A 14,224-nucleotide genomic window follows, 5' to 3' on the forward strand; every position below is an offset into this window, starting at 1 on the left:
TCTTGAATTGATTTAAAGCGCCTTCGTCAAATTAAGAACAGGTATTAGAAATAACGCCTATACCGAATAAACTCTTGCGTTTCAAAAGGTTTTAAAGATCAAAGGCTGTGGACATATGTTGATGCGGACTTCTCAACGTTCAGCTAGCAGTAGCGACCAGACCACCATTAGCATAAATGGTTTGCGCTGTGATCCACTTTGCGTCTGGAGAGGCAAGAAAGCGTACCAGGGGAACAATGTCTGCTGGTTCACCAATGTCACCATTGATACTCATGCTTTTTAGCCAGGCAATATTCTCATCGGTTTCAGCAGGATAGAAAAAGGATGTCTTTAATGGCCCCGGAGCCACACAATTCACAGTAATACCGCGATGACCAATCTCCTTTGCAAGTGATTTTGTGAAGTGCTCAACGGGACTTTTGCTGCCAGCGTAGCCACCGTATGTTGGCGCGGTAACTGCAACAACGGTCGTAATCATGTTGATGATACGCCCTTGATCTGCCATGCGTGTGCTAGCTTCGCGCATTAAGAAAAAGGGTATTTTCGCATTAATTTTGAAGAGTTGGTCAAATTCATCCTCTGAAAACTCAGCGATCGGCTTGCGTACAATCATGCCTGCGGTATTGACAAGAATGTCCCACTGGCCAAAGATTTCAAACGTTGCATCAACTAGCCTTTTGATATTGCTTGTTTGGGTTAAATCAGCTTGATAGGTGATCGCTTTACCGCCTTTTTCAACGATAGCTTGAGCCACTTGCTCTGCTTCATCTTGCTTGGCTGCACTGTTGTAATGAATCACAACTTTCGCACCATCGGCTGCAAGGGCTTCTGCAAATAGCTTACCCAAATTGGCAGATGCACCTGTAATGATGGCAACTTTTCCACTCAAACCATTTGACATATCGCTCTCCCTGGGATCAGAGGTATGAATCTTTGAAGCAGTGTTGTTGAAGCTAAACTGAAGCCTGCCTTTGTGCCACTAATTGTCCAATTTGAACTACGGCAAAAGGTACAAATCCTTATCATTTAATCTGAAAAATGTGAATATTTTGTGAATTATTTACGCTCGCGCAGGATTGCATCAAGTCGTTTGGAGAGATGACACCCCTCCAAACGACTCTTTAGGTTTGCTAACTGTCAATCTGAAGTCGCTGATGGCTAAACGAAAGCCGTCGATACTTTCTCTTGCAGCAGAGATGCATTCACGCCATCCAACTTCGCAACAACCTGATGCAGCGAGTTGTCGATTACCCAGGTTTGGCTTCCTCGTTGTTGCAGCAGCGCCTCACTGAGGTTAAAGCCACTGCCTAAAGCAATTGTGTCGGTACCGACCTCAAAATCACGAATGATTTTGATGCCTTGTCCGCGCGCTAGGGCAAACGTATCGGCACCAGCACCCCCTGTCAGCACATCATTGCCACTACCGCCATCAAGCCAATCAGCGCCAGCATCACCAAACAGTTGGTCATCCCCCACGCCACCGTAAAGCGTGTCGTTTCCAGCATTACCCCAGAGTTGGTCGTTACCACTATCGCCGTAAAGCGTGTCGTTTCCAGCATGCCCCCAGAGGCGATCGTTCCCATCGTCACCCCACAACTGATCCGCGCCAACGCCGCCTGTAATCAGGTCATGTCCACCCAACCCTCGAATTTGATTGGAGGTAGATTTACCCACAAGAGTTTCCGATCGAGACGTGCCATTCAGCACCCCTGTAGGCAAATCTCTCACTGTTAAAGTAAACGTATCCTTCGCGCTACCCCCCCTACCATCACGGGCGGTTAAGTCAATAGAAACGACTCCGACATTGGCACCAGTAGGACTGCCACTAAAGGTACGAGTCGATGCATTAAAGATAAGCCAACTCGGTAGAGTCTCACCACCTGTTAACGTTGCATTGAGGGTGAGTGAGTCACCGTTTGCATCGGTAAATGTGTTTGCGGGAACCGTATAGCGGAATGTGCTAAATTCATCGACTGCTTGGTTAGGAATGGCACTGTTAACAACGGGCGCAACGTTGGCGAGACCATCATCATTACGAATGGTTGCGACACCTTGAGTATCCCGGATAGTTGCATTGGTGGGACTACTCAGGTTGACCACAAAGGTTTCATTGGCTTCTACTGAAGTGTCACCCGTAACTGGAATGGTAATCGTTTGGGTGAGTTGACCGGGATTAAACGTTAAGCTTCCAGAGTGGGCAGTGTAGTCCATCCCGGCAGTCGCGGTGCCGTTAGCAGTGGCGTAGTTAACACGCACAGGTTGAGTGCTGGCGGCAGAAAGGGAGACGGTGAAGGTTGCATTTGACCTACCCGTGTTACCTTCTGTCAACGTCACATCGTTAATCGATAGCGTGGGCAACGTATTCCCACCAAATTCAACCGATCCGATGTCGGATCGAGCATCACGAGTTTTGCCAGTTTCGTCTGTGGCAGGTGCCCCCGAAACACCAGCGTTAATGGCAGGACTTCCTGTGAGTAGAGGATGAACCCAGGAGCCATTAATCAACTGCAATGCTCCCAGTTTGGGATCTGCAATGGTGATGTTAGCGGTTGCGTTATTGGTGCTGCCATTGCCGGGAGGATATTGCAGGTTACCGCCCAGATCGGTCAATTGCCCATTGGTGTGTTGCTGAATATTCCAGGGATTGCCGCCATTCGCGGCAGTGTTGTTGTAGAAGAGAGTGTTCTTTACACTGACGCTGCTGCGGTTATTGGCACTAATGCCGCCGCCAACCCAGCCTGCAAAGTTGTTGGCGATCGTCGAGTTCACAATATTGACTGGAGCGTTGTAAAGCGTCATGCCACCGCCCACGTTGCTGGAGCCAGTGCCCGTGACTCGATTTCCCGAAAAGGTGCTATTGGTGATGGTGGTTGGAGTGTCATACGTCCATAGTCCACCACCCTGCCCGCTGGCAATATTGTTGGCGAAGGTGGTGCTTTGGATGGTTAACCCTCGGTTGGAGCCATTGCTCAGTACCACGACCCCACCGCCATTGCCGCTATTGCCGCCGGGCAACCCCATGATTTCATTGTTGCGAAACAGGTTGGATTGAAACGCAACGTTATCCTGAGTTCCCGTATAGAGATAGGCAGCGCCTCCCTCAGCTCTGCCCCGGTTTCCTTCAAAGATGCTGTTGGTAATCCGAATTGTTCCAGATGATTCGCTACGGGAACTGGCGCGATCGGTGTAAATGGCACCTCCGTAGCCTCTTAAAAAGGAATTCGGTTTCCCGGTATCAAATCGTGCAGCTGTGGTGTCATTGTTGATGAATCGGGAATTTTCAATGGTCAATTTGCCCTGGAGGCTGTTAATTGCACCACCATTAATGCCGTGATTACCAACAAATTCGCTATTGCGAACCGTCAAAGGTCCCGGACCAAGAAACGCGATCGCGCCTGCCCCTCGTTCGTTATTTCCTACTGTTGCCTTGTTTCCCTCAAACTTGCTGCCCGTAACGGTTAATTTGCCCTCATAGGCACTAAAAATTGCGCCTCCACCGTTGTTAGCAACATTGTTTCTGAAGGTCACATTTTCGATCGACAGAACTGCCTGGTGAGTAGTAAAAATTGCTCCACCCTGATCGGCAGTAAATCCGTTGGTTAACGTTAAATTTTTGACTGTTAAACTTGTTTGACTGACATACGTAGAGTTGACATAGAAAATGCGCGAAGCATTATTGCCGCTGATCGTTAACCCGGTTGCAGACGCTCCATCAATGATCAAATCTTTGTTGTTAGGAATGCTGAGCTGACCACTGGTGAGCCGAATGGTTTGATTTGCCAGACGGGATGAAAATTGAATGGTGTCACCTGACTGAGCACGGGCGATCGCATCTCTGAGAGAACCAGTACCACTATCGTTGATATTATTAACTGTAATAATAGACATGTGTGCTTCTCCAAATGTATTGCTTTGCTTATGATTAGCCCAGTTACAAGCTTAGTGGAGCGCACCCAATGCGTATAAAATATGTCCGCCAGTGTATACGATAGACAGAATCGCCGTTCAGTCCGCTAGACGGTTTTTCGGTTGTCTACTCCAGGCATTGCCGAACGCAAAGATGATTTTCCTCATGCCACTCCATCTTTACCTCTGCATTAGACATAGGACTTACGCAAAAGCGGTCGTCTTTCGCCCCTTAGCCCCCAATGCTGGAGGAACCGAGCCAATTAAAGCCCCTAGCACCAGCATTTGGGGTTTGGGGCAAATGCGTAAGCCCTAAGACAGATTGACCTCCTGCCTTTTGCCTCCTGCCTTCTGCTGCAAAGTTGTACCGCACTTGAGTGCGAATTGCGATCTCCGTCAGCGATGCTGCTAAATACGAAAGAGAAAGCCACAGGTGACTTTCCCTTTCATTGTTGACGCTGACTGTACAACGTCAATACCCGTAATGCTAATGCCTAAAGGAGTGCATCTTCTGCGTGTGTTTGGATGGTGCAGTTTGATGTGGGATAGGCATAGCAGGTGAGTACGTTGCCTGCCGCGATCTGGTCATCGTCTAAAAATGACTGATCGGACTGGTCAACGGTACCTTCTAGCAATTTGCCATTGCAGGATGAACACGCACCTGCACGGCAAGAGTAGGGAAGATCCAGGCCGTTGTCTTCGGCAGCATCAAGAATATATTGGTCGTCAGGCACGTCAATAGTGGTGTCTAAGCCTTCTGCTTCATTGACGAGTCTGACTTGATAAGTGGCCATGTCGTAATCCTTAGATTGATATGAATTGATCTGTAGTTGAAAGCGCGATCGTGGGATCGCTTATGTAGTCTGCCTTGAATGGTGTACCAGTAGCAATGAGTCTATGGGTAAAGCCCTGCCTATTCGTTTAGTCGATCGGCTTATGCCCTTTTGTGTAGTGACCACGAGTAAAGCAATCTAGTGGCTCGTCAAGATCAACGTGACAGGTAGGGAGGGGATGGGTGAATGCGTCAACGCGCCGTTCAGCAAGGGTACTCATCTACCTATCCACCTGCTCACTTAAGACTTACGCAAAGTCTCGCAAAACTGGCCCCAACCCTCAAATTGGGGGAGCAAGCACTCAAAGTCCCCCAGACGTGGGAGCTTAAAGCCCTTTGGGCATACAAGAAAAGGAGGTAACTGCGTAAGTCCTAGTGCTGACCCCCATGAATCAACTCAGCGCGCACTTCCGCTAAACGCTCAATTTGCTCGTGCAATCCCCTCCGAGCCAGAGCAGACACCTCTCACAAAAACGTCTCACTACCACAAAGCATGACTGTACAACCTGCTGCGGTGCACAAGCTGTTTCCGCTACCAAAGGCGGCGTATGGACAGATTATGCCCATGCGTTTTATAAACAGGGAGAAGCGGCGATCGGTTAAAAGGAATGAGGTTAGCTCCTCTACACACCTTGCCCAATTCCTACTCTCCGTTAATCGCTCTAGGCACTGCAATCACAGCTACCGACATCGCAACTACCGCAATCGAGGTTGCCGCAATCGGCTCCGTTGCAATCTAGCCCATTACAGTCCAAGCCCTGCCAATCACTAACCCCGCAGTCCATCCCACTACAGTCGGTGCTAGCGCAATCGATCGTGTCACAACCTAAGCTAGTACAGTTAATAGAGTCGCAGTTCCAATCAGAGCTGTTGTTTTGATTGGTTGTACCTGTAGAGTCAGCACTGTTGGCAACAGGTGGCTTTCTAAAACCGCCGCCGCCAATGCTTCTCCCCTTTTGCTGCGATCGCTCTCCGTCAGGGTTAGCGTTCTCATCGGGTGGTTCGATTGGTTCATCAAGTGGCACGTCTTCAATTGCGCTCCACGGTTGGCTTACCAACTCAGTCGATTGGGTGTCTTGGAGAGCGATCGCGGGTGACATTGTAGCGGTCTCTTGTTGTTTAGTGAAACGGCAACCCTGCGCTTTTAGCGTTTGATTGGCAGCTTTACACGCTTGGAAGCGCTGCCGAATCAGAGGGATCGCCTGACCAATACCAAACTCAGAAATAACGCGCTTAGTGTACTGCGAGCAAGATTCGCTGCGATGCAGCACACGGTATGCACAGGAGAACCCTTTGCGGGGAGAGATTTGTTTTTGATAAATGCTAATGAATGTAGAAGCCGTTTGACGGGTCAAAAGGTCTAGCGAATGAGGCGATTGTCGTTGCGAAATTTGAGTCGTTTGCATGGATGGAGAGGGTTTTGAAGCTGGATTTAGAGTTGCGTGCTGTCATTTACAGTTGTGATTAGTTAAGCGCATCTTGAAATTTCTATTGTTTCGTCTACGGCACTTCTATCTGAGTTACATAAAGTAAGCTCAGGACTCTTTATTAAATAAGACTTACGCAGCCACTTTTCTTGTATGCTCAAAGGGCTTTAAGCCTCCAATTCTGGGAGACTTTGAGTGCTTGCTCCCCCTTACTTGTATGCCCGCTAAGGCTATAAATTGGGGTCGGGGGCTGACTTTAGAGAATTTGCGTAAGCCCTGTTGAATTTACTTCACTGAACTAAGGCGTGATTACAGTCTTCTACTTGAGTTTTCCCATACTCACTGCGTTGCTATCTGTGTTTTCTCAGTAGCAGCGAATGTGTTGTCTATTTGCAAGCGATCGTTGATGACGGGCTGAAACATTCGATCGCTCAGCGGCATCTGCGATAAATCATACTGACGGCGTTGTAGCGCTTGACTCCCGCAAAGGCGTTTTCACAAACGACTCGTAATTGGCTCAAGGTGCGATTCTCTTGCTTTTGTCGGTCACTCAACGCTCCGCCTCTCGGTTTTTTGTGGGGTAGATGGATGTTGTCATACTCTCTTTGCAAACCTAAAAAGCCTAAATCAACTTCAATCGGCATCTCGTCTGGCACACTGCCAGCAATATCATCTTCATCATGAAACCGTTTGTCATGCAACTTGCCTTCCCGTGCTTTACTCAGTACCAACACGCGTTTGGTTTCGTCGACAGCTGCGAGATGTCTGCGGGTATGGCGTTTCTTTTTGCCTGAGTAGTTGGCTTGCTGCGCTGCCGAATCTTGAGGACGGGCGATGGGTCGTTCGGTGCCATCAATCATCACGCGTTTTACCCCTGGAAAGCGCTCCAAGAACGCTTCAAGGCTAGCGAGCTTCCGCTCTGGCAACACCAGCTTCTCACCCAGGGTTTGCTCCAGCAGCGGTTGGAGACGATGCATCCACTCATAGCACAGAACATGATTCGGGGCTACACCCTGTATGCGCTCAATGCCTTTAAAGATTTGGGCGATGCCAACGTAGAGGAAGTCAGCCTGAAGTTTGGCTTGAAGATCGGCGTTAAAACGGGCATTCCCTACATTACGGAAGGTTCTACCGATTGTAATCTTGAAGTTCTAGTCAAGTGCACGTTTCCGAGCAAAGAAAACCAGCTTTGAAAGGTGCTAATGTCCGTTTGTGAGCGTGGCAAGGGATATAACGTGTGTGACATCCGTAACCCAAAACAATGTCCTTCCAAACGGCTACTGTGTAACCGAGAAGTTGGCGAAATCAACCGTGACGTCTTTGGGAGTTGCCCACGATCGATCGTTCCCACCAAAAAATGTGGAGAAGAAAACGCCTTCAATCTTGAGCGTTTCAGTTGTCCGAAATTGCAGTTTGTTTTGATCTAAGACTTTTTGACCATCTAGCCAAACTTGAACGCGACCATTGCTCTGTTCAGGCTGGTTCAGGTCAACTTGTTGTTCTAAATGGTGCCAGGTGCCCGGTGTAAAGATCCAGTTGCCACGACCGATCGAGGTTCCATACTTAGAGCTAGTGGGTAAATAGGCATACACTTCCCCTTGTCCCTTTTTGCGCCACATAAACCGAGTCGAAAAGCCGTTAGTACCGTCTGGCGTGCGTCCACCGCTGGTTTCAGTGCCGCCAAAAAAACCTGGTAGTTTTCCACCTTTCACAAAGTTGAAATTGTTAGAGAAGCGCACATAATAGCTCAGCCGTAAAGAGTCTTGTGGCGCAAACGGTAGTTTGGTGTAAAATTGCGCTCCACCTGCAGGTGCGCCCGTTTTACGACTAACCGCTGGGCTGGCAGATCCGGCTGGATAGCGCACTCTCAAGGCGCGTGAAAATTGAGGATCAGCAATAATCGTTGTATTTTGCCATCCCCAGTCACCTTGCTTGCGGATATGCCATTGCGATTGCCAACGAGAGCCAGAAAAGTCTCCTGCCCACAGTCGTTTTCCAGCCGCCACACGATCGCTTGCCCTGGCTATGTCACGAGACTCCGACCGCGATGATGGCTGAACATTTTCAATCGCTGCAATTGAATTTAGCTGGCTACAGCCACTCACAACTTGGGTAGAACTGAGCAACGCAAAGAGCCATAGACCAGCATCAATAAGGCTAAACTTCATGACTTATGCAAGGAGATAAAGTTGCAAAAGAGGTTGAAATTGAACAGCGATGCCTCCTTAAGCAGCATGACTACTTCGCAATAGTCTCGCGATCGAGTTCACCATTCATGACAATCTTGCTCCGATCAACATCATCTACTGCTGTTACATATTGGGTAGTCACGTCACGCGATCGCGTCAGCACAAAAGGATAGCGAATGCCTTGTTCTAAATGAAGGTTGCTAACCGTTGCTTGAGCCACATTGTCTAAGACTAAGCCATTGATCGACTGGTTAGGCAAGTCTGGTTTGGATGGGCTATAGCGCAATGTAAAGCCGCTAATTTGAATGTCTTGAACAGGTTTTTGTTCAGTGGTTGTTGCCGCTTGTGCATTTGCAATTAGCTCTGTCTGAGCAGCTTTTAGCGACGAAACCATCAGCATGGCTGTGTCAGCAGTGGGATCAAATTGAGCTTGCAGGATGGTTCGATTCACACCCTGTCCTTTAAGGCGGATGTGGCTGCGCTCGATACTAATCGGCTTAAACAAATCCAATTCACCGATCGGTAGATTAATTTGAATTGTTTGATCAATGGGTTGGCGATCGATTAATGCCTGTAGAGCGGTGGAATCATCTTTGCCATCACTGGGCACGATGCCCTGGTCGAGGGCTTCAATCTCCTGTACTACAGGTTGTTGCGCCGTTGTAAATTTCAGGTGTAGTCCTTCTAGATCCCACAATGGATTGAGGATGCCATTTAACCACAAAAGAAAGATCGCAAAACTAAACACCTGACTCACCAGCAGAAAGCGAGAAATTCCCAGTTTTGCAACGCGTTCTCTGCCCGTTCCTTCAGCCGAAATACTTTGGTTATCCCGATTTGCCCAGCGTTGTTTCGCCAGATTCATCTGAGTCCAAATTTTGACCAACGATGAACTCCATTGCGTGACCAACAAAATGGGTAGATGGATCGGTTTTGGATCAGCCGCTCTGCCCTGAAAAATCAGCAGCAGCATAAAAGAGCGGCTAAACAGAATCCACGAAGCAATAATGCCCGCCGCAATGAAATGACCTTGAAGGAGAGATAGGAGTAAACAGCTAGGGCTAATGAGCGATGTCCAAATACTAATGCGCTGATCGAGTAAGCCATACCAGAGGTAGTAACCTGTAACTTTGGGACCAAGCGCGATCGCGCGACTGTTGTTGCGGAGCATATTGCCATACCAGCGCCGCATGTTTTCGTAGGCCCGATCAACGGCTGATCCTGACAGCGTCTCAATGGAATACACCAGTGCATCAGGGATGTAGAGCATGTCGTAGCCATGACGCAGCAGCCAAAACCAGGTACTTTTATCATCGCCAGACAGAAACTTAAAACGCCCCCACAGCCAATCATCCAGGCTATCGTTCTCTAACTGCTCACAGAAGGATCGTTGTAACACGGCCTCTGACCGAAACAGTGAAAAGCGTCCGGTTAAACACATCACCTTACTGGACAGCGAATCGGCACACATTTGCTGGTGCCGTTGGGCAAACCGCATCTGAAACCATTCAGAAAATAGGTAAGAATCTTTCACCACGGGCAGTTCATCGGTCGTGAGTGCTCCTAAGCGAGGAAACAACCGAAAGAACGGTAAACACTGACGTAGCACCCCAGGAGCTAATTCTGAATCACCATCCATCAACGCAATCACGGTATCCGCCGGAAGATTGTGGCGAGCTAACGCGCGTAATCCATCTGCCATCGCTTGGCGTTTGCCATCGTGTTGCACCATCTGGATCAGTTGGATTGATCGCAACTCCGGGTCTTCAGTTTCCAACACTTGACGGATAAACGCATTTTCTTCATCACTACTGCTGTTGGTCAGCAGAATAATTGGCTGAACCAGCGTTTTGGCTTCGCACGCGATCGCTCGAAAAACGCGCTCTGTAATCCAGGGCTTCTCCTTATACGTTGGCACCAGTAAGCATACAGGCGGGAGTTCTTCTACCGCCACAGCATTGGCTTGGCGTCGCCAGCGCGGAAACGTCCAGTTTAAATACAGGCGAGAGCGAATCCCTCGAAGGAGAAAAAGACTCCAGCGCCAGGTACCGACGATACCCAGGCTAACGAGTGCAAAGACATCCCAAACGGCAATGTGCTTTGAACTGTGAGAGAGATACAACAAGGCAAAGCCAAAGACTGTGATGGTTAAACACGCGAACCAATTTAATTGAGAATTTAGCGTTCTTTTCGGGGAGGAAGCGCTTGCGCTGGACATAGACAGACCATCACTCTTGCAATTCAAAAGATAGAATCAATGCTCAAACACGTGCGATCGCTCGATCGACATGATGAGAATAGGCACCCACAAAACTCGACCTAAGCCCTCTTTAGCGCGTGCCAAAAGTGAGGCTTGCAGACTGACCGACTCCGCAAAATCGGTGTGCCTGGGCCTGCTGTTGCGATGGTGGAATCTTAACTGTGACCCGTACCAGCGGTTGATCCATCAAATAAGATGGGGTGGCTGGTGTAATGGCCTGAGTTTGTTGTTTGATCGTTTCAATATTGCTAACAGATTCAATGAGATCGACGTCTCCTGTTAGAGTCTTTGGATCACCCAGCAATTGAACCCGCACTGGCTGCTGTCGATCGATGCGGTTTGCCTGCTCTACACTCACGAGCGTTTCCACCCAAAGCTCGTTGCAATCCAGCATGGTCAACAAGTTGCTGGGGCGATTAACCTGTTCACCCTGCTCCTGCTCGGTGCGATAAATCACTCCACTAAACGGGGCCACTATCGCCATATCCTTTCGAGCTGTGTAGGGAGCTTGAGCTTGGGCCAGGAGGCTTTTTTTCGTCGCCAGGTGTGCTCCTAGCGTTTTGATTTGTGCCAACTGAGCTTGAATGGCCTGTGCTAAGTTAACCCGCTGACTCAATAAGCGATCGGAGGCCTTAAGTGCCGTCCCCTCTTTCAACACCGTGTGAGATGTACGAGCAGAATCTAAATCAGCCTGTGCTTGTCTGATCTCAGCTTCGCTAGACTGCCAGACCGCTTTTAATTGGTCAACTTTTTGTTGAGCGATCGCGCCTTCTTCCACCAATTGACGGTTGCGTTGATAATCTAGGCGGGCCGACTGAGCTTTTGCTTTTGCTTCGTCCACTGCTGCTTGATAGCGACGAATATCGTTGCTTGCCAGCTCAATATTGGCACCCTGAATCGATTGATCCTGAGTCTCTATCCCGTTGAGTTGCTGTTGTAGCAGAGCCAGCGATTGCTGACTTGCAGCCAATTGAGTGGCAATCGCATTAATCTCACCTTGAAGCTCTAAAACTTGCTGATCTTCTTGAGGCGTGGGCGCAATACGAGCCAGCATTTGCCCTTGCTTAACCACCACTCCTGGCTGTGCATAGAAATCTTTAATGGTGCCGTTAATTGGCGCTTGAAGCCGCACCGCCCGAGCATTAATGAGACCATTATCAATGGTTAAGTGCGTTAAACGATACCCAATCGAAGAAAGCCCAAACGCAATCGCTGTAGCACCTAAAGAAACGGCTGCAAGTGTTAGAAACAAACGGCGCTGCTGGGAGAGCTTCGGATCAGCCTCAAAAGGTACTCCGATCGATTGATCAGAATGAACTGGTTTGGCAGGAATTTCTAGCATTCACCACGTTCTCCGTGTCGAGAAGTATACAGAAGTACAGATTTGCAAAGGGATAAATGCTGCAACAATCTGTGTGAAATTGCTGTTAAATGACTCTTGCAGCCAAGCTTAAACGTTGGAAACCACTGTATTTATGAATTTCTCATAAAACCTTCATAAAGTAAAAATAAAGGCTCAGAAAAATATATTCGTTCAACGCGTAATAGTGGCGAGTTCATGTAGCAGAAAGCAACGAAGATTATAGTGAGGGTCTGTAGTATTACTGAGAAGCCATTGGTCTCAAATCATAACGGGATTGTTCGTCTCTGGAAAAGGACGGACTATAGTTTTTTGCAGGCAGGCCAGGACTTGTAGCCTTCGATTAACTTCGCGAGATAGTATTCTACCCCTGTAGGTTTAAGTGCTGTAGCGTTTGGCAAAACTGCTCCAGAATCATGACTAGTAGCAACCCAAAACGGTAAGAAGCGCGATCGCCCTGTCACAATTTTCTCATAACCGATCCAAGCATTTAGTATCAATTCATTCTCTGGTAAGAGGACGATTACCCCCTGTACTGGCATGATTGTACGGTGCATAAACTCACATTATGCGTTAGGAGAATGCGTGAGTAACGCAACGCGTGCTACAGCGTCAACGTTAGAGTGCTAAAGCTACAGTGCAAGGGGTTTCTCGATTGTTCTGTATTAACTTTGCTTGATTTAGAGTTGCTTATAGAGTCGTCCAAGCGAGTGTCTTTCCCGTACAAATGTGTACCCTGTGTTGTCCTTTTCTTCGAGTTTCACTTTTTACCGATCAAGTCTGGCCCGTTGACTCTACCCACTGAATTTGACCCGATTCCGTTTTTGGTCGCATCAATCGTGTAGTCGTCAATGGACGCTTCAGCTTTTAGGAGGCAAACAATGAACAAGCTTTTTTCTACCTTTTTTCTTATGGCTGCTGTGGCGATCGCAGCTCCGGTGCGCGCTGAAAACCCTAGCCACGTCAAGCAGTTGCTGGAAACACGATCGTGCGTTGGCTGCGACCTTTCAGGAGCAAACTTGCCAGCCGCTTATCTAGTGGGTGCTGATTTAAGAAAAGCCAACCTGCAAGGAGCAAATTTGACGGCTGCCAATCTCGAAGGGGCTGATCTTACCAGCGCTAATTTGCAAAACGCCAACCTGGCGGGAGCGTTTGCCAGCAATGTGAGTTTAAATTTGGCAAACCTTAAGAATGCCAATTTGAAGAATGCCAATGTCAGCAATGCCGAAACCACAGGTGCCCAAATGAATGGAGTTGATATTACAGGTGCCCTGGTAGAAGGCAGTGACATCAGCGTTGGTGGAGACTGAACCGTTTTTGTGGCGTTTTTAGTGGTTGATTATGGGCTGTAAGCTTATACGATGCACGTAGGATCGTAAATTAAACAAGTTGTCTGACGCTTGCTCGATCGCAGAGGCTACAGAGATCATTCTTTGCGTTCTCTACACCTCTGCGGTTCATTTGCAATCTTACTGAATCCCTACGCCCTGATTAGCGACCCCCTGGAGAAGGAATGTCAAAACTGATTGTAATTACCGGCGTGAGTCGTGGCCTAGGGCTGGCGCTGACACAAGGCCTTGCAGCAAAGGGACATACTGTGTTGGGCTGTGCGCGATCAGCAGAGTCAATGACGGAATTACGCCGACAGTTTGGTTCACCCCATGCGTTTGAAACGGTTGATGTATCAGATGAGGTACAGGTACAGGCTTGGGCAAACCAATTGCTCAAAGACTATCCGCCGCCAGATTTGCTGATTAACAACGCGGCTATCATTAACGCCCTGGCTCCCTTGTGGAAAGTGCCCTCCGCAGACTTCTCAGCGCTGATTGACATCAACATCAAAGGGGTCGCAAACGTCATTCGCCATTTTGTGCCAGCCATGATTGCGCAGCAGAACGGCATCATTGTGAATTTGAGTTCTGGCTGGGGTCGATCGACCTCACCCAATGTCGCTTCCTACTGTGCCTCGAAGTGGGCGATCGAAGGATTGACCCGCGCTCTGGCTCAAGAACTTCCATCAAGCATGGCGGCGATTCCACTTAGCCCTGGCATTGTGCATACCGAGATGCTGGAAATCTGCTATGGCGATGATGCCGCCAACTTTACAGCGCTCAAAGATTGGACAGTCAAGGCGATTCTGTTCTTACTGAGTCTAAAGCCAGAAAATAATGGACAGCCGTTGACGGTGCCGAACTGAAAAGTAATACCAGCCTTACAAAAGCCTTTTGTAAGAGCGCCACTCGACGAAAC

The 14,224-nt window shown here is 48.6% G+C and carries 14 protein-coding genes; 4 read left to right on the forward strand and 10 right to left on the reverse strand.

Annotated features, from left to right (window positions below; genetic code table 11):
• Positions 1–139: 139 nt before the first annotated feature.
• The 4 genes from AC5JLP_RS31850 to AC5JLP_RS31865 all read right to left on the reverse strand — a co-directional run bounded on the left by AC5JLP_RS31850 (position 140) and on the right by AC5JLP_RS31865 (position 4,959).
• Positions 140–901: an SDR family oxidoreductase gene (locus tag AC5JLP_RS31850; RefSeq protein ID WP_496071881.1), complete on the reverse strand. Its 762-nt coding sequence runs from the start codon at positions 899–901 to the stop codon at positions 140–142.
• A 257-nt stretch (positions 902–1,158) separates the two neighbouring features.
• Positions 1,159–3,888, reverse strand: coding sequence for a putative Ig domain-containing protein (locus AC5JLP_RS31855; protein ID WP_496071882.1), 2,730 nt, complete (start codon positions 3,886–3,888; stop codon positions 1,159–1,161).
• Between the two features lie 512 nt (positions 3,889–4,400).
• Positions 4,401–4,700 (reverse strand): ferredoxin, encoded by a 300-nt coding sequence (locus tag AC5JLP_RS31860; protein ID WP_496071883.1) that lies wholly within the window; start codon positions 4,698–4,700, stop codon positions 4,401–4,403.
• 127 nt (positions 4,701–4,827) lie between these two features.
• Positions 4,828–4,959, reverse strand: a complete 132-nt coding sequence (locus AC5JLP_RS31865) for a hypothetical protein (protein WP_496071884.1) — start codon at positions 4,957–4,959, stop codon at positions 4,828–4,830.
• A gap of 211 nt (positions 4,960–5,170) precedes the next feature.
• Between AC5JLP_RS31865 and AC5JLP_RS31870 the strand changes: the two genes are divergently transcribed.
• Entirely contained in the window at positions 5,171–5,341 is a 171-nt protein-coding gene (locus AC5JLP_RS31870; protein ID WP_496071885.1) for a hypothetical protein, read from the forward strand.
• Positions 5,342–5,400: 59 nt separating this feature from the next.
• Here the strand turns inward: AC5JLP_RS31870 and yidD are convergent, their stop codons facing one another.
• Both yidD and AC5JLP_RS31880 read right to left on the reverse strand, forming a co-directional pair.
• Positions 5,401–6,144 carry a membrane protein insertion efficiency factor YidD gene (yidD, locus tag AC5JLP_RS31875; protein WP_496071886.1) on the reverse strand — a complete coding sequence of 248 codons (744 nt, stop codon included), beginning with the start codon at positions 6,142–6,144 and terminating at the stop codon, positions 5,401–5,403.
• A 452-nt stretch (positions 6,145–6,596) separates the two neighbouring features.
• On the reverse strand, positions 6,597–7,142 hold the full coding sequence (locus tag AC5JLP_RS31880; protein WP_496071887.1) for a transposase family protein: 546 nt from the start codon (positions 7,140–7,142) through the stop codon (positions 6,597–6,599).
• Between AC5JLP_RS31880 and AC5JLP_RS31885 the strand changes: the two genes are divergently transcribed.
• Positions 7,137–7,358 (forward strand): CU044_2847 family protein, encoded by a 222-nt coding sequence (locus AC5JLP_RS31885; protein WP_496071888.1) that lies wholly within the window; start codon positions 7,137–7,139, stop codon positions 7,356–7,358. The two genes, AC5JLP_RS31880 and AC5JLP_RS31885, sit on opposite strands and share 6 nt — an antisense overlap.
• Before the next feature lie 84 nt (positions 7,359–7,442).
• Here AC5JLP_RS31885 and AC5JLP_RS31890 read toward each other — a convergent pair whose 3' ends face one another.
• The 4 genes from AC5JLP_RS31890 to AC5JLP_RS31905 all read right to left on the reverse strand — a co-directional run bounded on the left by AC5JLP_RS31890 (position 7,443) and on the right by AC5JLP_RS31905 (position 12,531).
• Positions 7,443–8,333 (reverse strand): polysaccharide lyase, encoded by an 891-nt coding sequence (locus AC5JLP_RS31890; protein WP_496071889.1) that lies wholly within the window; start codon positions 8,331–8,333, stop codon positions 7,443–7,445.
• Between the two features lie 70 nt (positions 8,334–8,403).
• Positions 8,404–10,479, reverse strand: coding sequence for a glycosyltransferase (locus AC5JLP_RS31895; protein WP_496071890.1), 2,076 nt, complete (start codon positions 10,477–10,479; stop codon positions 8,404–8,406).
• A gap of 205 nt (positions 10,480–10,684) precedes the next feature.
• Entirely contained in the window at positions 10,685–11,956 is a 1,272-nt protein-coding gene (locus tag AC5JLP_RS31900) for an HlyD family secretion protein (protein WP_496071891.1), read from the reverse strand.
• A 320-nt stretch (positions 11,957–12,276) separates the two neighbouring features.
• The gene (locus tag AC5JLP_RS31905) at positions 12,277–12,531 is read right to left on the reverse strand and encodes a hypothetical protein (protein ID WP_496071892.1); all 255 of its coding nucleotides are present in this window, start codon (positions 12,529–12,531) and stop codon (positions 12,277–12,279) included.
• Between the two features lie 324 nt (positions 12,532–12,855).
• Here AC5JLP_RS31905 and AC5JLP_RS31910 point away from each other — a divergent pair, with 324 nt between their 5' ends.
• Together AC5JLP_RS31910 and AC5JLP_RS31915 are read left to right on the forward strand one after the other, a co-directional pair.
• Complete coding sequence (locus AC5JLP_RS31910) at positions 12,856–13,284, forward strand: pentapeptide repeat-containing protein (RefSeq protein WP_496071893.1); 429 nt, start codon at positions 12,856–12,858, stop codon at positions 13,282–13,284.
• A 203-nt stretch (positions 13,285–13,487) separates the two neighbouring features.
• Positions 13,488–14,171: an SDR family oxidoreductase gene (locus tag AC5JLP_RS31915; RefSeq protein WP_496071894.1), complete on the forward strand. Its 684-nt coding sequence runs from the start codon at positions 13,488–13,490 to the stop codon at positions 14,169–14,171.
• The last annotated feature ends 53 nt before the right edge of the window (positions 14,172–14,224 follow it).

It is taken from the genome of Stenomitos rutilans, assembly GCF_059505485.1.

Bases quoted from the DNA above. Each gene is read 5' to 3' on its own strand.
- AC5JLP_RS31850 (WP_496071881.1), bottom strand. From the start codon at position 901: ATGTCAAATGGTTTGAGTGGAAAAGTTGCCATCATTACAGGTGCATCT.
- AC5JLP_RS31855 (WP_496071882.1), bottom strand. From the start codon at position 3,888: ATGTCTATTATTACAGTTAATAATATCAACGATAGTGGTACTGGTTCT.
- AC5JLP_RS31860 (WP_496071883.1), bottom strand. From the start codon at position 4,700: ATGGCCACTTATCAAGTCAGACTCGTCAATGAAGCAGAAGGCTTAGAC.
- AC5JLP_RS31865 (WP_496071884.1), bottom strand. From the start codon at position 4,959: ATGAGTACCCTTGCTGAACGGCGCGTTGACGCATTCACCCATCCCCTC.
- yidD (WP_496071886.1), bottom strand. From the start codon at position 6,144: ATGCAAACGACTCAAATTTCGCAACGACAATCGCCTCATTCGCTAGAC.
- AC5JLP_RS31885 (WP_496071888.1), top strand. From the start codon at position 7,137: ATGCATCCACTCATAGCACAGAACATGATTCGGGGCTACACCCTGTAT.
- AC5JLP_RS31880 (WP_496071887.1), bottom strand. From the start codon at position 7,142: ATGCATCGTCTCCAACCGCTGCTGGAGCAAACCCTGGGTGAGAAGCTG.
- AC5JLP_RS31890 (WP_496071889.1), bottom strand. From the start codon at position 8,333: ATGAAGTTTAGCCTTATTGATGCTGGTCTATGGCTCTTTGCGTTGCTC.
- AC5JLP_RS31900 (WP_496071891.1), bottom strand. From the start codon at position 11,956: ATGCTAGAAATTCCTGCCAAACCAGTTCATTCTGATCAATCGATCGGA.
- AC5JLP_RS31905 (WP_496071892.1), bottom strand. From the start codon at position 12,531: ATGCACCGTACAATCATGCCAGTACAGGGGGTAATCGTCCTCTTACCA.
- AC5JLP_RS31910 (WP_496071893.1), top strand. From the start codon at position 12,856: ATGAACAAGCTTTTTTCTACCTTTTTTCTTATGGCTGCTGTGGCGATC.
- AC5JLP_RS31915 (WP_496071894.1), top strand. From the start codon at position 13,488: ATGTCAAAACTGATTGTAATTACCGGCGTGAGTCGTGGCCTAGGGCTG.